General features: G+C 34.3%; 19 protein-coding genes, 1 pseudogene and 2 riboswitches. Of the genes and pseudogenes, 11 read left to right on the top strand and 9 right to left on the bottom strand.

All coding sequences use genetic code 11. The features are described 5' to 3' along the window. The first annotated feature begins 6 nt into the window (after positions 1–6). From B7R67_RS02645 to B7R67_RS02630, 3 genes are all read left to right on the top strand, one after another. Positions 7–2,400, top strand: a complete 2,394-nt coding sequence (locus tag B7R67_RS02645) for a heavy metal translocating P-type ATPase (protein ID WP_088067281.1) — start codon at positions 7–9, stop codon at positions 2,398–2,400. Positions 2,401–2,412: 12 nt separating this feature from the next. Beyond that, positions 2,413–2,613, top strand: a complete 201-nt coding sequence (locus B7R67_RS02640) for a cation transporter (RefSeq protein ID WP_088067279.1) — start codon at positions 2,413–2,415, stop codon at positions 2,611–2,613. A 487-nt stretch (positions 2,614–3,100) separates the two neighbouring features. After that, positions 3,101–3,916, top strand: coding sequence for a hypothetical protein (locus B7R67_RS02630; protein WP_088067276.1), 816 nt, complete (start codon positions 3,101–3,103; stop codon positions 3,914–3,916). 202 nt (positions 3,917–4,118) lie between these two features. Here the strand turns inward: B7R67_RS02630 and B7R67_RS02625 are convergent, their stop codons facing one another. Genes B7R67_RS02625 through B7R67_RS02605 form a run of 5 tightly spaced genes read right to left on the bottom strand, consistent with a single transcriptional unit; the run spans position 4,119 to position 7,847 of the window. Next, positions 4,119–5,126, bottom strand: a complete 1,008-nt coding sequence (locus B7R67_RS02625) for a ThiF family adenylyltransferase (RefSeq protein WP_088067274.1) — start codon at positions 5,124–5,126, stop codon at positions 4,119–4,121. Continuing rightward, a complete protein-coding gene (locus B7R67_RS02620) occupies positions 5,123–5,890 on the bottom strand; it encodes a thiazole synthase (protein WP_088067272.1) in 768 nt (255 codons plus the stop codon). Before B7R67_RS02620 ends, B7R67_RS02625 begins: the two co-directional genes overlap by 4 nt. A 2-nt stretch (positions 5,891–5,892) precedes the next feature. Continuing rightward, the gene (gene thiS, locus B7R67_RS02615; RefSeq protein ID WP_088067270.1) at positions 5,893–6,096 is read right to left on the bottom strand and encodes a sulfur carrier protein ThiS; all 204 of its coding nucleotides are present in this window, start codon (positions 6,094–6,096) and stop codon (positions 5,893–5,895) included. Positions 6,097–6,112: 16 nt separating this feature from the next. Next, positions 6,113–7,216, bottom strand: coding sequence for a glycine oxidase ThiO (gene thiO / locus B7R67_RS02610; protein WP_088067268.1), 1,104 nt, complete (start codon positions 7,214–7,216; stop codon positions 6,113–6,115). Next, complete coding sequence (locus B7R67_RS02605; protein ID WP_235822068.1) at positions 7,200–7,847, bottom strand: thiamine phosphate synthase; 648 nt, start codon at positions 7,845–7,847, stop codon at positions 7,200–7,202. Before B7R67_RS02605 ends, thiO begins: the two co-directional genes overlap by 17 nt. A 57-nt stretch (positions 7,848–7,904) precedes the next feature. Further along, positions 7,905–8,014, bottom strand: a riboswitch (TPP riboswitch). Positions 8,015–8,246: 232 nt separating this feature from the next. Beyond that, a riboswitch (TPP riboswitch) is annotated at positions 8,247–8,361 on the top strand. Positions 8,362–8,495: 134 nt separating this feature from the next. On the opposite strand from B7R67_RS02605, the gene thiC reads away from it, so the two are divergent. Together thiC and B7R67_RS22005 are read left to right on the top strand one after the other, a co-directional pair. Then, positions 8,496–10,274, top strand: a complete 1,779-nt coding sequence (gene thiC / locus B7R67_RS02600) for a phosphomethylpyrimidine synthase ThiC (protein WP_088067266.1) — start codon at positions 8,496–8,498, stop codon at positions 10,272–10,274. A gap of 15 nt (positions 10,275–10,289) precedes the next feature. Continuing rightward, positions 10,290–10,460 carry a hypothetical protein gene (locus B7R67_RS22005; protein ID WP_158095006.1) on the top strand — a complete coding sequence of 57 codons (171 nt, stop codon included), beginning with the start codon at positions 10,290–10,292 and terminating at the stop codon, positions 10,458–10,460. A 382-nt stretch (positions 10,461–10,842) separates the two neighbouring features. On the opposite strand, the gene B7R67_RS02595 is transcribed toward B7R67_RS22005, so the two are convergent. Further along, on the bottom strand, positions 10,843–11,022 hold the full coding sequence (locus tag B7R67_RS02595) for a small acid-soluble spore protein H (protein WP_088067265.1): 180 nt from the start codon (positions 11,020–11,022) through the stop codon (positions 10,843–10,845). Positions 11,023–11,194: 172 nt separating this feature from the next. Then, positions 11,195–11,323, bottom strand: a complete 129-nt coding sequence (locus B7R67_RS02590) for a YjcZ family sporulation protein (RefSeq protein ID WP_088067263.1) — start codon at positions 11,321–11,323, stop codon at positions 11,195–11,197. Positions 11,324–11,951: 628 nt separating this feature from the next. Here B7R67_RS02590 and B7R67_RS02580 point away from each other — a divergent pair. Further along, on the top strand, positions 11,952–12,215 hold the full coding sequence (locus tag B7R67_RS02580; RefSeq protein WP_088067259.1) for a hypothetical protein: 264 nt from the start codon (positions 11,952–11,954) through the stop codon (positions 12,213–12,215). A gap of 32 nt (positions 12,216–12,247) precedes the next feature. Continuing rightward, a pseudogene (locus tag B7R67_RS02575) lies at positions 12,248–13,452 on the top strand (macrolide family glycosyltransferase). A 52-nt stretch (positions 13,453–13,504) separates the two neighbouring features. Here B7R67_RS02575 and B7R67_RS02570 read toward each other — a convergent pair. Together B7R67_RS02570 and B7R67_RS02565 are read right to left on the bottom strand one after the other, a co-directional pair. Beyond that, complete coding sequence (locus tag B7R67_RS02570) at positions 13,505–14,911, bottom strand: amino acid permease (RefSeq protein WP_088067257.1); 1,407 nt, start codon at positions 14,909–14,911, stop codon at positions 13,505–13,507. A 279-nt stretch (positions 14,912–15,190) separates the two neighbouring features. Continuing rightward, positions 15,191–15,370: an H-type small acid-soluble spore protein gene (locus tag B7R67_RS02565; protein WP_088067255.1), complete on the bottom strand. Its 180-nt coding sequence runs from the start codon at positions 15,368–15,370 to the stop codon at positions 15,191–15,193. 304 nt (positions 15,371–15,674) lie between these two features. On the opposite strand from B7R67_RS02565, the gene B7R67_RS02560 reads away from it, so the two are divergent. The 4 genes from B7R67_RS02560 (at position 15,675) to B7R67_RS02545 (ending at position 20,470) form a co-directional block, all read left to right on the top strand. Continuing rightward, positions 15,675–16,634, top strand: coding sequence for a LacI family DNA-binding transcriptional regulator (locus tag B7R67_RS02560; protein WP_088067253.1), 960 nt, complete (start codon positions 15,675–15,677; stop codon positions 16,632–16,634). A 199-nt stretch (positions 16,635–16,833) separates the two neighbouring features. Beyond that, positions 16,834–17,559, top strand: coding sequence for a GntR family transcriptional regulator (locus B7R67_RS02555; protein WP_088067251.1), 726 nt, complete (start codon positions 16,834–16,836; stop codon positions 17,557–17,559). Further along, positions 17,559–19,103 (top strand): gluconokinase, encoded by a 1,545-nt coding sequence (gene gntK, locus B7R67_RS02550; RefSeq protein WP_088067249.1) that lies wholly within the window; start codon positions 17,559–17,561, stop codon positions 19,101–19,103. Before B7R67_RS02555 ends, gntK begins: the two co-directional genes overlap by 1 nt. Positions 19,104–19,123: 20 nt before the next feature. Then, a complete protein-coding gene (locus tag B7R67_RS02545) occupies positions 19,124–20,470 on the top strand; it encodes a GntP family permease (RefSeq protein ID WP_088067248.1) in 1,347 nt (448 codons plus the stop codon). The last annotated feature ends 81 nt before the right edge of the window (positions 20,471–20,551 follow it).

The raw sequence follows: 20,551 nt of genomic DNA, 5'->3' as shown, positions 1-20,551 counted from the left end.
GATCAGATGAATGAAGCAAATCAGTTAACTCTTACTATTGAGGGAATGACTTGTGCTGCATGTGCAACCCGAATTGAAAAAAGTTTAAATCGGATGGATGGAGTCAATGCAAATGTAAATCTTGCTTTAGAAAAAGCTACTATTTTGTATGATAAAGAGCAATATCAGACAACTGATTTAATTGAAAAAATCCATACGATTGGTTACGAGGTTGCAGTTGATAAAATTACATTAAATATTGAGGGAATGACGTGCGCAGCATGTTCAGCAAGGATTGAAAAAGTAGTTAGAAAAATGGAAGGTATTGTCCAAATAAACGTTAATTTAGCAATGAATATCGCAACTATTTCATATTTACCTGAAGTTCGTTCAATTCAATCGATAATCGATAAAATAAAACAGATAGGCTATGCGGCATCACTTAAAGACGAAGTTGCAGTTAAGGAAAAAGACACAACAAAAAATAAACAGATTCAATTAGTTATTTCAATCTTACTATCTCTACCATTATTGTACTCTATGGTATCTCATCTGCCATTTCGTATGAATCTTTGGGAGCCAGATTTCATTATGAATCCTTGGTTCCAATTACTATTTGCGACTCCAGTACAATTCATTATTGGATGGCATTTCTATGTCGGAGCTTATAAAGCAATTCGAAATTATAGTGCAAATATGGACGTACTCGTTGTACTTGGTACATCTGCGGCTTATTTTTATAGCCTAGTAGAGTCGATCAAGACAATTACTAATCATTTCTATACGCCACATTTATATTTTGAAACAAGTGCGATCTTGATTACTTTAGTCTTATTAGGGAAGTATTTTGAACATGTTGCTAAAGGAAGAACAACTGAGGCAATTTCAAAGCTAATGGAATTACAAGCGAAAGAAGCAACGATTTTAGAAGATGGTAAAGAAGTGTCAGTTCCGTTAGAAGCTGTAAAAGTTGGAGATCATCTATTAGTTAAACCAGGTGAGAAAATTCCTGTAGACGGCGTTGTCATATCGGGATTATCAACTGTAGATGAATCAATGATAACAGGAGAGTCATTACCAGTTGATAAGAAAACTGATGACAAAGTTGTCGGAGCAACTGTTAATGGAAATGGTATTTTAACAATTAAAGCCGAGAAGGTCGGAAAAGACACTGCACTTGCTAATATTGTTAAGATTGTTGAAGAAGCTCAAGGATCAAAAGCACCAATTCAAAGGTTGGCCGACCGTATTTCGAATCTATTTGTACCGATTGTTATTGGAGTAGCTATTTTAACTTTTATAATTTGGTACTTCGTGATTGATCCGTATAATTTACCAAAATCAATTGAAGTTGGAATTGCAGTATTAGTTATAGCTTGTCCTTGTGCACTTGGACTTGCTACACCAACCTCAATTATGGTTGGAAGTGGAAAAGGCGCAGAGAATGGTATTTTATATAAAGGCGGAGAGTTTTTAGAAACGACCCAAAGAATAGATACAATCATACTTGATAAAACAGGTACTGTTACAAAAGGAAAACCTGAAGTAACGGATGTCATTAATCTTAATCAACGTGAGGACTTTTTAAGACTTGTTGCAAGTGTTGAGAACATGTCAGAGCATCCTTTAGCTCAGGCGATTGTACAATATTCGATTAATCAAGGGATAAAATTGGCTGAAATAAGTGGTTTTAATGCCATACCTGGACATGGTGTTGAAGCAATGATTGAAACGAATCAAATCACGATTGGTACTAGAAAATTGATGAAAGAAAAAAATATTGATTTTTCTGCTCTTGAGGAGCAATTAGTATCGTTTGAAACTGCCGGTAAGACAGGTATGTTAATTGCAATTAATGAAAAAATAGAAGGTATGATTGCTGTCGCAGATACAATTAAAGAATCCTCAAGAAATGCGATTGCAGCTTTAAAGGATTTAAATATCGAAGTATTTATGGTGACAGGTGATAACAAATACACTGCAAAAGCGATAGCTGAGCAAGTTGGCATTACAAACGTATTTGCAGAAGTTTTACCAGATAAAAAAGCCGAAATCGTCACGAATCTTCAAAAACAAGGAAAGATTGTTGCGATGGTTGGAGATGGGATTAATGATGCTCCTGCGCTTGCAAAAGCTGACATCGGAATGGCAATTGGCACTGGTGCAGATGTGGCGATTGAAACAGCAGATGTTACATTAGTGGGTGGGGATTTATCACATATCCCTAAAGCTATAGCACTAAGTAGGAAAACGATGAATAATATTCGCCAAAACTTATTTTGGGCCCTTTTTTATAATAGTTTAGGGATACCGATCGCAGCGATGGGATTATTGCAGCCTTGGATTGCAGGTGCTGCAATGGCATTCAGTTCTGTCTCGGTAGTCTTAAATGCATTAAGATTAAAACGCATAAAAATTTAGGAGGATTTAGTAATGGAAAAAATTTTAAAAGTAGATGGTATGACATGTGGACACTGCAAAGCTGCAGTGACGAAAGCTGTAGAAAGTATTTCCGATACAAATAATGTAATTGTAAGCTTAGAAAATAAAGAAGTAGCATTCAATTATACAAACGCAGAAACACTTGAAAAAGTGAAAGAAGCAATTGAAGATCAAGGGTACGATATTCTGTAAAAAGAAAAGCGAACGGATCATTCGCTCAGAGTGTTGAAATATATAACGGTCAATATAAAAAAGGTCATTAAGTGTGAATTTTCTTGATGATAAGTTAGTATTTTTTGATGTTCTATTAAAGAAGATAAACGTTATATTTTTGAGCAATATTTATAACTCCCCATAAGACGATGCTTTTTTTGAATTTGTCTTTTAAACTGATTAATAATTTGTTCTATGAATACTTTTTTTTGAAGAGAGTTGATTGGAACGAAAGGATGCTCGACTCCTATGGGAAATGCGGAAAGGCTAAAGACCCCGCAGGCTTGCCGAGGAGGGCTCAGGTTTCGCCCCATGGAAAGCGAGAATCCTGTAGTGGAAATGAACATCACTCATCTTCCTTTACGAAGATTTGATAGTTATTTGACAAGATTATTTTTCAACAGCGTGCGCGAACAGATCGTTTGCTTTTTTTATAAAAATTAAACTAATTTAGGGAGAGAATTAGATGAAATACCTGTTGTTATTACTTAGTTTTGTAGTGGTTTTTGGGTTAAGTGGTTGTGGAGCTAAGACTCATACAAACCATGAGAATCACAATATGAACAATATGAATCATGAAACAAAGGAAGAAAAAGATTCTACAAAAGTAAGTTTTTCATTTAATGGTAATCCCGTTAGCGGTACGAATACAACATTAAATATACAAGTAAACAACTTAAATGGAAAACCTGTAAGTCAATTTGAACTTGAACACGAAAAGTTAATGCATTTGATTGTAGTTAGTAAGGATTTATCTTTTTTTGACCATTTGCATCCACAGTATAATGGAAAAGGGTTATTTACAGTTACACCAAATTTTCCGTATGGCGGAGAATATAAATTATTTGCGGATTTTATACCTATGGGGTCTACTAAAAATGTAAAAACTAGATTAGTAGATGTGTCGGGGAAACCTAATAAACCTATTCCTTTAATAGCAGATAAAGTATTAACAAAAGTAGTTGATAGAAAAGAAGTTACATTAAAATTTGATCAATTAAAAACCGATAAAGAAGTTAAAATGACGTTTACAATCAAAGATGCTACTACAAAAAATGCCATTACGAATTTGCAACCTTATTTAGGTGCAATCGGTCATGTTGTAGCTATTAGTAGTGATACAAATACGTACTTGCATGTTCATCCAATGAATGAAAAATCAAGCGGACCAGATGCTGAATTCATGACTAGTTTTCCTAAAAAGGGATTGTATAAAATATGGGGACAGTTTAAACAAAATGGGAAAGTCTTTATTGTACCCTTTGTAGTTGATGTGCCATAATAGAACATTCGTTATCCTGCTTTCAGTGTGTAGATAAAGTCTTATTCATCTGATTTTCAGACTGATTGAAAACGTTTGTCTTTCGAGGCGCGAAGTTACCCTTAAACGGTAATGAGCACCGCAGGCGGGCGAAGCAACGAAGAAAGCGAGCGTTTGTCGACAGTCTGAAAGCAGGAGAACTTTTGTTTTCCTGCTTTTTAATTTAACCAACTATTTTATTGTAAAGCTCTTTTGCAACAGAAGGTTCCTTTGTACCATGTATAATCGCCCGACCATCTTTAAATAAAACAATGCGATGGCTTTCAAAAGTACATGACAATAAGTATGGATTTACAATTAAGTCACTTACAATTCCTATTAATCTTTTAGACGTATCTTTTAAAGAGAGAGAGTTTGGAGACATTACTCTTAATTGAATTGCATCTCTTCCACACAGAACATCTGTTTTAAGTTCATTAACAGTAGCCAAATACGGGAAATTTTGATTAGGTCCACATGTTGGGCAATTATCATTTTTTAATTTGCTTATATTGATTTCAGACTTTTCATGTTTCCAAATATCAATCGATTGTAAACTCGTTGGTAACTCACAATTCGTAACATATTGCATTGCATAAGTTACTTGGTAGGCAGCTATGATTTGTACGATTGGACTAATAACCCCAACGGTATCACACGTCATATTTAAGCTTGGAATATGATTTAATAGACAATTTAGGCAAGGTGTTTTTCCAGGAATAATTGGAAAAGTGAGACCATAACTTGCTACACATGCACCGAAAATAAATGGGATTCCATGTTTAACTGCTGCATCATTAACGACCATTCTCGTTTCAAAATTATCTGTAGCATCTAGAATAATCGATTGATCTTTTATTAATTCCTCGATATTAAGACTAGTAATATCTGTTATGAAACTATTAATTACTACTTCACTATTTATTTGTTGAAGACGATTCTTTGCGGCAATTACTTTAGGTAATTTATTTCTTGCATCATCTTCTGTATATAGAGTTTGTCTTTGTAAATTACTCCATTCTACGTAATCACGGTCGACAATTGTGAGATTTCCAACACCTGCTCTTACAAGCATTTCTGCAATTGATGAACCGAGTGCACCAACTCCAATAATAATAGCACTGGCATTTTTTATATTTTGTTGACCAATTTCACCAATAAATAATTCTTGTTTTGCATATCGATTGATCAAGAATTCACCAACCCTGTGAATGGGCTACTAGCTTCACCATAGATTTTTTCTTCCATTCTACCTGCTTCATAACCAAGCCTTCCTGCTTCAATAGCAAGTTTCATAGCGGTTGCCATTTTTACAGGATCCTTCGCGTTAGAAACAGCAGTGTTTAGTAGAACACCATCAGCACCTAGTTCCATTGCGTAAGCTGCATCCTTAGGAGAACCAATTCCAGCATCTACAATGACCGGTACATTTGATTGTTCGATGATGAATTTAAGATTTAATGGATTAATAATTCCTTTTCCTGAACCGATTGGAGATGCACCAGGCATGATTGCATGAACACCAAGGTTTTCTAAGCGTTTTGCTAATACAACATCATCAGAAGTATAAGGTAATACGATAAATCCTTCTTCTAATAATCTTTCAGAAGCCTTCAATGTTTCGATTGGGTCAGGTAATAATGATTTATCACATCCAATCACTTCTACTTTTATCATGTCACATAAACCAGAAGCTTTTGCTAATTTCGCAATTCGAACGGCTTCTTCTGCTGTTTTTGCACCAGCTGTATTTGGCAATAGCTTGTATTTTGTTAAATCTAATTGTTCGAGGAAGTTTGGTTGGGACTCTTCAAAAATATTCATTCTTCTAACAGCAAAAGTTAAGATTTCTGCCTCTGAAATTTCTACAGCCTTTTTCTGAATTTCAAAAGAGGGGTATTTTCCTGTTCCTAATAATAATCTTGATGTAAATGTTTGATTTCCTATTTTTAACATGATTAACCTCCACCTACAAAATGTATTAATTCTACACTGTCTCCATTTGAGAGAAGTGTGTTCGAATATTGTTCTTTATAGATAATTTCTTTATTTAGCTCTACTACAACGATTCGATTTTCTAATTGATATTCTCTAAGTAAATCTTGTATTGAAGTTATCTGATTTGAAAGTGGTATGTTCTTTCCATTTAATTTAATATCCAACTATTTTTCACCTCGTTTAAACCGAAGATGATCGGTTAATTTTAAAAGCTTCTATCCAGGTATTTTCTACTTTATTTTTAAGAATTAAATCTCGAATTAATTTTCCAGTGGCTGGGGCAAGCAAAATCCCATTTCGAAAATGTCCTGTAGCAAATAAGATTTGAGGATCTTCAGGATGAATTCCAATAAATGGTTTATGATCGAGAGTGCGTGGTCTTAGTCCAGCCCAAAATGAATCAATTTTCATATCCGCAATTGTAGGAAGCATTTTTTTAGCCTTTTGAATTAATACCTCAATTCCACCTAAGCTTGGATTTTCATTCCACTCGTTATCTACCATTGTTGCTCCAATGACAAGGCGACCATCATTTCTTGGGACAATATAATTTTGCTTGTGAAAAAGAGTATGTTTTAATATTGCTTTTTCACTTCTGACAGAGATACACTCGCCCTTAACTGGAATCAGTTCATGGACAATTCCAAGTTGTTTAAAAAATGGGTTACTCCAAACGCCACTTGCAACTACAACAGTTTTAGCTATAAAATGGCCATTCGTTGTTTTAATTAGAAAATCTTCATCATTTTTTTGAATTTCTAGTACATGTGAAAATTCAAAAATAGAAGCACCCAACATTTGAGCACTTTTACCAAATGCATGACAAACAGAAGCAGGTAATACGTTTACATCATCTTCAATATATGCTGCACCAATTATGTCAGGGTGAATGTCAGGAATTTGATTTTTTATTTCCATTCGGTTGTACCAGCGTGCTGAAGTTTGAGAAAGAAGTGGATCTAATTGCATTTTTTCTAACTCAGTATAAGCTAGTTTAAAAATCCCACCTTTTTTTAGTTCAATATCAATGCCACTTAATTCTTTTAATTCTTCTTGTAAATGAAAATAAGTTAATTGACTGCTCCTTGCAAAAGTAAAGAAATTCTCAGACTGATCCCATTCAGAATGTGCACCAAGCATACCGGCCGCGGCTTTCGTTGTTTTTTGACCAATTTGTTGGCCTTCTAAAACTGCGACATCAATTTTCTCCTTTGCTAAATAATAAGCTATTGAGCATCCAATAACGCCACCTCCAATTACGACAACATCAAATCTCTTTTTCATAAGTAAGTTTGCACCTTTCGTAATATTTAAGGGCAGAATCTAAAGGGTTTCGAGATGAAAATATCCCAGACATTATCGCTATACCGTTGATATTATTCTCTTTTAGTAACTGGACATGTTCTGGTAAAATTCCACCTATTGCATAAATTGGTATCGTTAAATTTTTTTTCATTTCTGGCAATCGTTCAATTCCGTTAGGTGGTAATCCATTTTTACAATTTGTTTCAAAACAATGACCATATATAACGTAATCTGCTTGATCATTTTCTGCTTGTATTGCGTCTGTAAGTGTGTGGACTGATTGACCAACTCGTAAATTAGGAAAATATTCTTTTACATCTACAAGAGGAAGTCCATGTCCAGGTAGGTGTAGATTGGATAGATTTGTGAAGATTGCAATATCCAACCGGTCATTTAGGACAATTTTTTTCATGTCTACTTTGTTTATTTTTAAGATATTTAAGAGTGTGATAATTTCAATTGCCTTTTTTGATTTCTCACGAATATGTACATAGTCAACAACATCAATAATTTGAATAATTTTGGAAGCGAGTACTTCTATCGGGTGCTGATCGTCTGTAATTGCAATAAGTTCCATCGTACAGCTTCTTTCATAAACAGATTTTTTCAAAAGAAAAACCACTTTCCTAAAAATAGAAAAGTGGTTACATTTGCACACAGAAAATAAATATGTGAGGCGCCACTTTCCTACGCAGGTACTAGCCTGTTCAGGTTTTAAGGGTTTAAAAGTAGCTACTTTATTCTCAGCCCTTATCAAGGGATCCCCTAGTGATGAATTCTATGAAAATTAATTTTAGAATAGCATATAAAAAATAATATTCAATAAAAAATTTATTTATACTAGTTTATTTTTTACCATAAAATGGTCTTGAAGTAGGATGATATCTAGTTTTTTAGTGGATGAAAGATACTAATAATTTTTTTAAATTAGGATTTCTGTAAAAATTTAGGGAAATAAAATGATTTACAATTTATAAATCTAGGTTTATATTAGGTTTGAACATTTTAATAGTTTGACTAGGGGTGTCCAATTAGTTGGGCTGAGAGAGAAACGCGTTCAAGTTTCTTAACCCTCAGGACCTGATCTGGTTCATACCAGCGTGGGGAAGTTAGAAATTTCTCGTTAATGATTACCGTCATTAATGTAGTTATGCTAACAATTAGCCGGGTCTTAAATAATAAGACACGGCTTTTTTCATGCTTAAAATGGATTAGATTTCGTCCTTTTTAAATTTTTTTAAAAGGGGAATGAAATCAAATGAGTAATTCTGTAAACGAAATGAATTTTTCAATCATGTCTAGTTTTTCAGGTAGTAAAAAAGTTTATGTTGAAGGATCTAGACCGGACATTAAAGTACCAATGCGAGAAATTGCATTAAGTCCAACAACTGGGTCATTTGGTGAAGAGGAGAATGCACCGGTTAGAGTATATGATACAAGTGGACCATATACAGATTCAGCTACTACGGTGGATATCCGTAAGGGCCTGAAGCCGATTAGAGAAAATTGGATTCTTGATCGTAATGATGTTGAAGAGTATGAAGGTCGTGAAGTAAAACCTGAGGATAATGGTTATAAAAAGGCAACAGAGAAAAGCGAAGTTGAAATTTTTCAAGGACTAAAAAGAAAGCCGTTACGTGCAAAGAAAAATGGGAATATCACTCAATTACATTATGCTCGTAAAGGGATTATTACGCCTGAAATGGAGTTTATTGCAATAAGAGAAAACATTTCAGCGGAATTTGTTCGCGAAGAAGTAGCTAGAGGGAGAGCGGTAATCCCATCAAATATTAATCACCCAGAAAGTGAGCCTATGATTATAGGCCGAAATTTCCATGTGAAAATTAATGCCAATATAGGGAATTCAGCTGTCACATCCTCAATTGAAGAAGAAGTTGAAAAAATGACTTGGGCTACTCGTTGGGGAGCAGATACAATGATGGATCTATCGACAGGTAAAAATATTCATACTACCCGTGAGTGGATTGTACGAAATTCACCTGTACCAGTAGGAACAGTCCCTATTTATCAGGCACTTGAAAAAGTTAATGGTATTGCTGAAGACTTAAGCTGGGAAGTATTTAGAGATACTTTAATTGAGCAAGCTGAGCAAGGTGTGGACTATTTTACGATTCATGCTGGAGTGTTATTACGATATATTCCGTTAACAGCAAAACGTGTGACAGGTATAGTATCTAGAGGCGGGTCTATCATGGCACAATGGTGTCTTGCTCATCATAAAGAGAATTTTTTATATACACATTTTGAAGAGATTTGTGAAATTATGAAGACGTATGACGTAACGTTTTCATTAGGGGATGGTCTACGTCCAGGTTCAATTGCTGATGCAAATGATGAAGCGCAATTTGCTGAATTAGAGACACTTGGCGAGCTTACAAAAATTGCCTGGAAACATGATGTTCAAGTCATGATCGAAGGACCTGGACACGTGCCAATGCATTTAATAAAAGAGAACATGGATAAACAATTAGAAATCTGCCAAGAAGCACCGTTTTATACATTAGGTCCGCTGACAACAGATATAGCACCAGGCTATGATCATATTACATCAGCAATCGGTGCAGCAATGATCGGTTGGTTTGGAACAGCAATGCTTTGCTACGTAACACCTAAAGAACATTTAGGACTGCCAAATAAAGAAGACGTAAGAGTAGGGGTTATTACATATAAAATTGCAGCGCACGCAGCCGACTTAGCAAAGGGCCATCCAGGAGCACAAAAAAGAGACGATGCTTTATCAAAAGCTAGATTCGAATTCAGATGGCGTGATCAGTTTAATCTTTCCCTTGATCCAGAAAGAGCACTTGAGTATCATGATGAAACTTTACCTGCAGAAGGAGCTAAAACAGCACATTTCTGTTCAATGTGTGGCCCGAAATTTTGCAGCATGAGAATATCACAAGATATTCGAGATTTAGTAAAACAGGAAGATCCTCAGATGGAATCTTTAATTGAAGAAGGTATGAAGGAAAAAGCAAATGAATTTAGAAAAACAGGTGGAGAAATCTACCAATAAGGGTGTGAGCCTTTTATGAACAGGGTAGAAGAATTAAAAACAGAAATAAAACAATTAGAAATCATAATGAATCAGTTAAAAAAAGAGCTAAAAAACCTTCAAAAGAATTGTATTCACGATTTTAAAGCGAAAGATACGATACAAGAATGTAGTAAATGCAGCTTAATTGAAAGTTTATCTTGGTAAAATATAATTTCAGAAACAAGAAACTCGATAAGAGCCAATTAGGTGAACATTATTGATGAAAAAGTTATAACTTTTGATGATCTATTATCGAATATTAAAGTTAATATGTTTTGAGGAATATTTATAACTCCATCAAACTCAAATCATTTTATGAATACTTTTATTTATGAATAGTTTATTGGAACGGAAGGGTGCTCGACTCCTATGGGAAATGCGGAAAGGCTGAGACCCCGCAGGCTTGCCGAGGAGGCTCAGGTTTCGCCCCATGGAAAGCGAGAATCCTGTAGTGGAAATTAACATCGCTCAACTTCTTTTACGAATTTTTCAACAGCGTGAAACAAACCTCAATTCTGAGGTTTGTTTTTTTTTTTCTATGTACAGATTAATGCTCTGTCAAGCTATTGATCGAAACATCTTCTTCTTGATCCGGTTGACCAATCGGATAAATTCTAGCAACTTCATTTGTTTCATCAACATGTTGAATATAAATTGGTACACCATTATACGTCACGTTAGCCATTACCGGTGAAGAAGCAATCTCTTGAGCTCGTTGTTTATTCATAACGTACCTCCTAATTAATAATAAAACCTTATTTAGTATTAACCGAGTAGGGACAGTGTATTCATTTAAAATTTCGTACTTTTATTAGCAATTTAAAAGCCAATTTTCTAAAGCATTCATAAAATAAAAAAACTCCCGTTTAAGCAACAGGAGTTCTATAGTTTTTAATTAATTACCAGTGTCCATATCCACAGTGATCATATCCAGACCAGCAAGCTGCTCCAACAATGATTAATAAGATAAATAAAACAACAATTAACGCAAAACCGTTAAGATGGTTATGGTGATGTCCAGTACTCATATTATGTTACCTCCTTCATGAAGTTATTAAGGGAAATGAATTCCCTCTAGGGTAATGTAACTAATTGAGAAATTACAATTAGGAGAGGTGGATAATGTATCGTATGATTTTTTACGAACTATGAAACTAGTCTATATCGTAATTAGGCTCATACCTATAAAGTAAGTTTAGAGCTTGCATTCAAAGAGGATACTTTGTTTGATAAGAGATAATAATAAATGGATAAAATTCTGCCAATAATCTACAAAAAGGCATTACAAATGAAAGGAACCTCCGAGATCCCCCCACATACGTTACAATGCAAATTTCAAAACCTACAGTCTATTAGCACAGTCCTTTTCAAACTATTTAATACTTACAAAACAGCTTTATTTAAATTTTTTTATAAAATTAGAGGTTGAAATGAAGTATACTAAGTATAATAAAAAAATGAGAACTAATGTTCTGTCTTGGAGTTGGTGTGAAATATCCAATAGGAGAGGCACGTTATGATCACTTAATTATTAACGAATGATATTGGGAACGCTTATAGAGGGCATTCGAAGCTACACAATTGAATAAATAACGAAAATTTCTCGTGTTGTTACTCTTATACAATTATGAGTTACAATTTATAGGGGGCAAATAAATGTTTCCATTGAAGAACTATTACGAGTCTTTTATTAAAGAAGAAATCATTGGAATGAAAAAAGAGGTCGCTCTTAAAAAATTAAGTGAAGTATTAGCTTGTCATGTAATTAGCAAAGATACGAAAACATCTATTCATATTCGCTATTTTACTTGTAACGAGCAAATGCAACCGACTGATAAGTGGATCGGTACAATCGCAGTTAAATTAAAAAATGATATTGTAGTAGAGTCAGCAATTTCAGTCCCAAACAATCAAAAATAAAGTAGGACATCATTTTCTAAGGAGTGTTTTAAATGGCACGTGTTTTATTTATTAATGGGGGATCAGAAGGACATATTAATCCGACTATTGGAGTTGTCCAAGAGCTTATTTCAGTGGAGATGAGGTAGTGTACTTTTCAATTGAAACGTTTAGAGAACGAATTGAGAAGACAGGGGCTACTGTACGAACAATTGATAGTGAAAAATTTTTAAAAGCCTTTCTTTCGGGAGGAAGGAATTATATACATGAAAGAGTCAACGGTCTTTTACATACAGCAAATATCGTCATACCTAGTATCCTTGAACAAATTAAGGGTGAGCATTTTGATTTAATTATTCATGATTCTATGTTTGGATGTGGACGTTTGCTTGCCCAAATTCTTAAACTTCCTGCAATAAATTCTTGTACTTCATTTGCACAAACGAATGCATCGTTTGATAATATGTTGGAACAGCACTCAAAAAATATCCCTGAAGAAGTAATGAAGCAAATCAACGATGAATATCAGAACCTTACATTAATGGTTAAAGAAAAATATGGTGTTGAGATCGAATCACGTTACGAAGTTTTTTTTAATCCTGCACCACTTACAATTGTATATACAACAAGGGAGTTCCAGCCATTAGGAGATACATTTGATAAAACTTACAAATTTGTTGGTCCATCTATTACTTCACGAATAACCCAAGATCATTTCGACTTTAGTGAAATAAAGGAAAAACGTGTTATCTACATTTCTCTCGGAACCGTTTTTAATCGGGCTACTGACTTTTATAAACTTTGTTTTGAAGCTTTTAGAGATAGCGATCACACAATTGTCATGTCAATAGGAAACCAAATCAAACAAGCAGAATTAGGAGAAATCCCTGAAAACTTCATTGTAAAACAATACGTTCCGCAGACCGAATTATTAAAATACACTAAATTATTTATTACACATGGTGGAATGAACAGTACAAATGAGAGTTTCTATTATGGAGTACCGTTAGTAGTCATCCCGCAAAGTGCAGATCAGCCAATCATTGCAGAACAAGTAGCCAAAATCGGAGCAGGTATCCAATTGCAAATGAAAAACTTAACAGCAAGTCAAATGCGTGAAGCAGCAGAGTATGTGTTGGATCAGTCATCATACCATAAAGAGGTCGCAAATTTGAAAGAAGCTTTTCAAAAAACAGGCGGTTATCAACAAGCTGTTAATGAGATTTTTCAATTGAAAAATAGTTTAAATATAATCTAAAAACATACAAAAAAATCCCACTATAGTTACCTATAATGGGATTTTTCTTTTATTATGCTGTTTGATTTGAATCTTTATCAATATTCTTATTATTATTTAGTTTACTATTTCTGTACCCGTAAGTTGCGTAGATGATTAATCCAATGACTAACCAAACTGCGAATCCTTTCCAAGTAAATGATGAAAGTTGTAACATTAAATATCCACAGAATAGAACAGCTAATACAGGAACTACAGGCACCCAAGGAGTTCTAAATCCACGCTTTAATTCTGGACGAGTTTTTCTTAATACTAAGATACCAAGAGAAACAGCAGAGAAAGCGAATAGCGTACCGATATTTGTTAACTCAGCTAATTTATTTAGTGGAATTAAACCTGCGAATAAAGCAACCAATCCACCAGTTACCCAAGTAGAAGTTACAGGAACTTTTGTTTTGTTGTTAACTTTAGATAATTTACCTGGTAATAAACCATCTTTACTCATTGCATAGAATAGACGAGTTTGTCCAAACATCATTACGATTAATACAGTTGTAATACCGATGATTGCTCCAAGTGAGATGAAGCCAGCAGCCCAATCTTGATGAATGAAAGCTAGTGCGAATGCAACAGGATCTTTAACACCAAGTTGATCGAATGGAACGATACCAGTAAGAATTAATGAAACAACGATATAAAGGATTGTACAAATTGTTAAAGCCGAAATGATACCGATTGGTAAGTTGCGTTGAGGATTCTTTACTTCCTCAGCAGCAGTAGATACTGCATCAAAACCGAAATATGCAAATACAACTACTGCAGCTCCAGCTGTTACACCATGGAATCCCATTGGCATAAATGGAGTCCAGTTATGTGGTTGAACATACCAAACACCAACTGCGATGAAAAGTACTACTACCGCTAATTTTACAATTACCATGATTGTGTTAAGTTTTGCTGATTCTTTAACACCTCTAGTAAGAATGAACGTAACGATTAAAACAATTATGACTGCCGGTAAATCAATATAAGTGTGTTTAGAAGGGTCAAACGCACTTGTGAAAGCAGTTGGAAGGCTTATTCCAAAACCATGTAATAAACTTTGGAAATACCCTGACCATCCACTTGCTACTGCAGAAGAAGCTAGTCCATATTCAAGTACCATATCCCAACCTAATATCCAAGCGATGACTTCACCAAAAGCAACATAACTATAAGTATATGCACTTCCAGCTTCTGGAATCATCGAAGCAAATTCAGAATAACAAAGAGCAGCGAATGTACAAGCTAAACCCGCAATAATAAAAGAAAGAATAAGTGCTGGACCAGCGTAGTCAGCTGCAGCTACACCAGTTAATACGAAAATCCCTGTACCAATGATAGCTCCAATTCCTAACATTGTAAGATCAAATGCGCCTAGAACTTGCTTAAGTGAACTTGGTGAACTTCCTGTAACAGATTTTTTTCGAAATAAATTCATAATGGCCTCCTCTAGTATTAAGTTGTTAGTCTTTAATTTTTCTATTTAGAAAGATTAATATTTTCTAATTTGACCTTAAATAATAGAAAATTCTGACAATTAACAACGAAAAGATATAGTTCCTTAAGTGATTTTTATAATAACATACGTTTTTAAAATATTCAAAGAATTTTTCGACATTTTTTTAAATTTTGTGAATCTAGTCTTATTTGCTAAAAGCCAATAAAAAAATAAACCTCTTTCATTGAGGTTTATTTATAGGCGGCCAAATTTTATCTTTCAATGTTCTTTTAAGTGACTTAATGAAACTTCTTTATCATTCTGTGGGTTATCAAGGGGATAGATTCTAGCTGTTCCTTCATTCTTATTAACATGCTGAATATATACAGGCACGCCCTCACATGTTACGTTGATCATTCCTGGTGCAGCTACAATTTCTAATGCTCTTTCAGTATCCATCATAATACCTCCTTTAATTACTAACCGATAGTATTATTTGCTTTGGAATGTTTAAGTATTCATAAATGCACTGAAATTTCATACTCATTTCTTAACTCGTTTCTTTTCTTGTTGTATGATTGCAATTGAAGCTAAGAATAAAATTGAACTGCACATAAAAACTAAACAAAATAATCCAAAAAGTGATTGCATAAAAGTTCCTCCAATAATTTCCAGGCCCTTTAAGAGAGCTTTCATAATATAAATTGAGCTTAAAGTATGGAACTAGTTTCAGAGCAAGAAAAAGTTTTAGGGAAGGTGGAAAATGTCTAATATAAGAGATATTGCAAAAATAGCCGGAGTTTCAGTAACTACTGTCTCACGTGTTTTAAATGATGAACCATATGTTAGTGAAGAAAAACGAAATGCAGTTTTAAAAGCAATAGAGCGAACGAACTATCAACGAAATTATAATGCGGTCAATTTAAGTAAAGGAAAAACGAATTTAATTGGAGTAGTCATTCCATTTTCTCATCACCCATATTTTGGATTTTTAATTGATGGAATTGCGAACGAAGCAATAAAAAATAATTATAAATTAGTACTATTTCAATCAAATTACGATTTAACAAGAGAAATCGAAGCATTAGAGATGTTACAACATAAACAAATTGACTCACTAATTATCTGTTCGAGGGAATGTTCACTTGAAACAATTGAGGAATATAAGAAGTTTGGACAAATTATTTTATTTGAGGACACAAGAAATACCAACATTTCTTCTACTTTTATTGATCATTATAATAGCTTCATAATTGCATTAGAATTTTTATATAAAAAAGGTCATCGAAAAATCGGATACTGTATCGGTAGGAGAACCGGGGTAAATAGTGAGCAAAGAGAATCTGCATATCTTGATTTTCATCGTAAATATCATGAACAGATTAATGCCGATTATGTATTTGACAATTGTTATTATTTTGAGGATGGAGAAAGAGTCGTTCAATCATTGTTAAAGTTAAACAATAGACCAACAGCATTGTTAGTTACTAGTGATCAAGTTGCAGCAGGAATTCAAACATGCTGTAATGAGCTAGGAATTGAGATCCCTAAAGACTTGGCAATAGTTGGATTCGATAATCAACCAATTGCAAAAGTAATGAAATTAACAACAGTCGAAATTCCATTAAGAGAAGTAGGAAGGAAACTTTTTACGCAAGCAATTAAAAATGAGATTTCTCAAGAAGAAATTAGAGTTAGATTAATTGAGCGCTCCACCGTATAAATTAAGATGAAAAAAGCAAAAGTTAGTTTATAAACTAACTTTTGCTTTTTTATTGTGTCCTCATAAGGTAAAGCAGGTTTAAGGAAAATAAGTTTTTTCCTTAAACCTGCTCTTAAAAAATAAAGCGCTTGCATTTTTTGAATTATGTTTTTATAATACTTGTATACAAGTATACTCGTATGAAAATGAGGGTGAATAAATGTCAGAATCAAATCAATATCTTTATCCGGCAAAATGGTTATCAAAAGCTTCAGCGGGTGATCGCGTCACATATGAATTAAGAATGCAGATAATTTCTGGGCTAATTGAAAGCGGTACCAAATTATCAGAAAATAAATTGGCTGCCGACTTTAATGTAAGTCGTTCTCCTATTCGAGAAGCATTAAAAACTCTTGCATCTGAAAATTTAATTCGGTTAGAGAGAATGGGTGCAGTCGTTATTGGATTAACTGAAAAAGAAATAGAAGAAATATATGATGTCCGATTACTTATCGAAACGTTTGTATTCGAACGGTTGGTAAAATTAGACACAAAAGAATTGGTTAAGGAACTGAGTAAAATTCTTGAAATGATGAAAATCGCAATTAAATATCAAGATGCTGATGAGTTTTCATATCAAGATGTCTTATTCCATGAAACAATCATTCGAGCAATTGATCATTCATACATCATGATGATCTGGAATAATGCAAAACCAGTAATGGAAGCGTTTATACTTTTATCAATGCGAGTTCGTTTCAAGGAAAAGTACGAAGACTTTCAACGAATAGTTGAAAATCATCAACTATACATTGACGCAATTAGTACAAAGAATAGAGACCTTATGATTCAATCTTTACATCAAAACTTTGATGATGTTCAAGGAAAAGTAGAAGATCTTTGGAGGTCTCAACAAATGCTTTCAAAAGGAGTAGAACAAGAATAATGAAAAGCTATATGTTAGGGGTAGATATCGGTACCACAAGCACAAAAGCCGTTTTATTTAGTGAAGCAGGCGAAGTCATCCAGCAAGAGAATATCGGATACCCACTCTACACTCCTGATATTTCAACAGCTGAACAAGACCCGGAAGAGATCTTTTCAGCTGTAATACAGGCTATTTCTAAAATTATGAAGCAACATTCTCAAAAAGAGATATTGTTTATTTCTTTTAGTAGTGCTATGCATAGCTTAATTGTCATGGATGAAAATGATCAACCATTAACGCCTTGTATTACATGGGCAGATAATCGAAGTGAGTCTTGGACACATAAAATTAAAGAAGAATTAAATGGTCATGAAGTTTACAAACGAACAGGAACTCCTATTCATCCGATGTCGCCTTTAAGCAAGATTACATGGATTGTAAATGAAAAACCAGAGATTGCTTTAAAAGCAAAAAAATATATAGGCATTAAAGAATATATATTTAAAAAATTCTTTGACGAATATGTTGTAGATCATTCTCTTGCCTCAGCTATGGGGATGATGAATCTCAACACACTAGATTGGGATGAAGGAGCTTTACAGATAGCAGGAATCAAAACTGAACAACTATCAAGGCTAGTACCTACCACAGAGATTTTTACAAACTGTAATCCTATTTTAGCTAGCCAAATGGGAATCAATCTACAAACTTCTTTTGTCATTGGTGCAAGTGATGGCGTACTTTCTAATCTTGGTGTGAATGCGATTCGAAAAGGAGAAATTGCAGTCACAATAGGGACAAGTGGTGCGATACGAACTATTATTGATCATCCACAAACTGACGAAAAAGGACGAATATTTTGCTACGCATTAACGGAAAAACATTGGGTCATCGGTGGTCCGGTAAATAATGGTGGGATGGTTTTTCGCTGGATTCGTGATGAATTTGCGGCTTCAGAGGTTGAAACTGCAAAAAGACTAGGTATTGATCCATATGAAGTATTAACAAAGATTGCTGAAAGTGTAAAACCAGGGGCAGATGGGTTGTTATTCCATCCTTACTTAGCAGGTGAACGTGCACCATTATGGAACCCTGACGTACGAGGATCCTTCTTTGGATTAACGATGGCACACAAGAAGGAACATATGATTCGCTCTGCACTTGAAGGTGTTATATACAATTTATACACAGTATTTTTAGCTTTAATTGAATGTATGGATGGCCCAGTATCTCGAATCCAAGCAACTGGTGGATTCGCGAGGTCAAATGTATGGCGTCAAATGATGTCCGATATATTTGACTTAGAAGTAGTTGTACCAGAAAGCTATGAAAGTTCTTGTCTTGGTGCTTGTATTTTAGGTCTATATGCAATAGGGAAAATAGAATCCTTTGAAGTAGTTTCTGAAATGATCGGAAATACTCACAAACATTCTCCTAATGAAGATGCAGTAAAAGAATACAGGGAGTTATTACCAATCTTTATTAGCCTATCGAGAGTGTTAGAAATAGATTATAGACGAATAGCAAACTATCAAAGAGGATTAATTAATAAAAATAAATAGATTCAATAGGGGGAATTTAAATGCCACTGGTTATTGTAGCCATAGGAATTATAACATTACTTATTTTAATCATGGGTTTAAGATTAAACACGTTTATTTCATTAATCATTGTTTCATTTGGAGTAGCTATAGCTCTTGGGATGAAGTTAGATGATGTTGTGACAACAATTGAAACTGGATTAGGTGGAACACTTGGTCACTTAGCATTAATATTCGGACTTGGTGCGATGCTTGGGAAGTTGATTGCTGATTCTGGGGGAGCTCAACGTATCGCAATGACGTTAGTAGATAAATTTGGAGAAAAAAATATTCAGTGGGCAGTAGTTGCTGCTTCGTTTATAATCGGTGTAGCTTTATTTTTCGAAGTAGGATTAGTATTATTAATTCCAATCGTATTTGCAATTTCAAAACAATTAAAAGTGTCTATTTTGTATCTTGGAATACCAATGGCTGCAGCTCTATCTGTAACACACGGTTTTTTACCGCCGCATCCAGGGCCAACTGTAATCGCTGGTGAATATGGTGCAAATCTTGGTGAAGTATTACTTTACGGTATTATCATTGCTATTCCAACGGTTATTATTGCTGGTCCTTTATTTACAAAGATTGCTAAAAAATTGGTTCCTGCATCATTTGAGAAAACAGGGAACATTGCTTCATTAGGTGAACAAAAGGTCTTTAAACTTGAAGAAACGCCAGGGTTTGGAATTAGTGTATTTACTGCTATGCTTCCGGTTATTTTAATGTCGATTGCGACAGTTATTACTTTACTTCAAAAAACAATTGGATTTGAAGATAATAAAGCACTTGCAATTATACGCTTTATTGGTAACGCTTCTCCTGCGATGGTTATTTCATTATTAGTTGCAATCTACACAATGGGATTAGCTAGAAAAATACCAATTAAAGAAGTAATGGATTCTTGTACAACAGCTATTTCGCACATTGGTATGATGCTATTAATTATTGGAGGCGGGGGTGCCTTCAAACAAGTATTAATTAATGGTGGTGTAGGTGACTATGTAGCCGAGTTATTCAAAGGAACTTCTATGTCACCGATCATCTTAGCATGGCTGATCGCGGCAATTCTACGTATTTCACTAGGATCTGCAACCGTTGCGGCATTAACTACTTCTGGATTAGTGATCCCAATGTTAGGTACAGCTGATGTAAACCTTGCTTTAGTTGTACTTGCTACAGGAGCAGGTAGCTTAATTGCATCACATGTTAATGATGCAGGTTTCTGGATGTTTAAAGAGTATTTTGGATTAAGTATGAAAGAAACTTTCTCAACTTGGACATTATTAGAGACAATTATTTCGGTTTGTGGATTAGGATTTATCCTATTACTAAGTTTATTCGTATAATTATTGCCATTCTATTTATAATTATGGTAGTTACCTAAAATTTATATCATTTACGAAAGGCTGTCTAAATAGACAGCCTTT

This window comes from Gottfriedia luciferensis, from assembly GCF_002156865.1.
Taxonomy (GTDB): domain Bacteria; phylum Bacillota; class Bacilli; order Bacillales; family Bacillaceae_G; genus Gottfriedia; species Gottfriedia luciferensis.
This window is presented reverse-complemented; position numbering and strand designations above follow the sequence as displayed.

Bases quoted from the DNA above. Each gene is read 5' to 3' on its own strand.
- B7R67_RS02645 (WP_088067281.1), top strand. From the start codon at position 7: ATGAATGAAGCAAATCAGTTAACTCTTACTATTGAGGGAATGACTTGT.
- B7R67_RS02640 (WP_088067279.1), top strand. From the start codon at position 2,413: ATGGAAAAAATTTTAAAAGTAGATGGTATGACATGTGGACACTGCAAA.
- B7R67_RS02630 (WP_088067276.1), top strand. From the start codon at position 3,101: ATGAAATACCTGTTGTTATTACTTAGTTTTGTAGTGGTTTTTGGGTTA.
- B7R67_RS02620 (WP_088067272.1), bottom strand. From the start codon at position 5,890: ATGTTAAAAATAGGAAATCAAACATTTACATCAAGATTATTATTAGGA.
- thiO (WP_088067268.1), bottom strand. From the start codon at position 7,216: ATGAAAAAGAGATTTGATGTTGTCGTAATTGGAGGTGGCGTTATTGGA.
- thiC (WP_088067266.1), top strand. From the start codon at position 8,496: ATGAGTAATTCTGTAAACGAAATGAATTTTTCAATCATGTCTAGTTTT.
- B7R67_RS22005 (WP_158095006.1), top strand. From the start codon at position 10,290: ATGAACAGGGTAGAAGAATTAAAAACAGAAATAAAACAATTAGAAATC.
- B7R67_RS02595 (WP_088067265.1), bottom strand. From the start codon at position 11,022: ATGAATAAACAACGAGCTCAAGAGATTGCTTCTTCACCGGTAATGGCT.
- B7R67_RS02590 (WP_088067263.1), bottom strand. From the start codon at position 11,323: ATGAGTACTGGACATCACCATAACCATCTTAACGGTTTTGCGTTAATT.
- B7R67_RS02580 (WP_088067259.1), top strand. From the start codon at position 11,952: ATGTTTCCATTGAAGAACTATTACGAGTCTTTTATTAAAGAAGAAATC.
- B7R67_RS02570 (WP_088067257.1), bottom strand. From the start codon at position 14,911: ATGAATTTATTTCGAAAAAAATCTGTTACAGGAAGTTCACCAAGTTCA.
- B7R67_RS02565 (WP_088067255.1), bottom strand. From the start codon at position 15,370: ATGGATACTGAAAGAGCATTAGAAATTGTAGCTGCACCAGGAATGATC.
- B7R67_RS02560 (WP_088067253.1), top strand. From the start codon at position 15,675: ATGTCTAATATAAGAGATATTGCAAAAATAGCCGGAGTTTCAGTAACT.
- B7R67_RS02555 (WP_088067251.1), top strand. From the start codon at position 16,834: ATGTCAGAATCAAATCAATATCTTTATCCGGCAAAATGGTTATCAAAA.
- gntK (WP_088067249.1), top strand. From the start codon at position 17,559: ATGAAAAGCTATATGTTAGGGGTAGATATCGGTACCACAAGCACAAAA.
- B7R67_RS02545 (WP_088067248.1), top strand. From the start codon at position 19,124: ATGCCACTGGTTATTGTAGCCATAGGAATTATAACATTACTTATTTTA.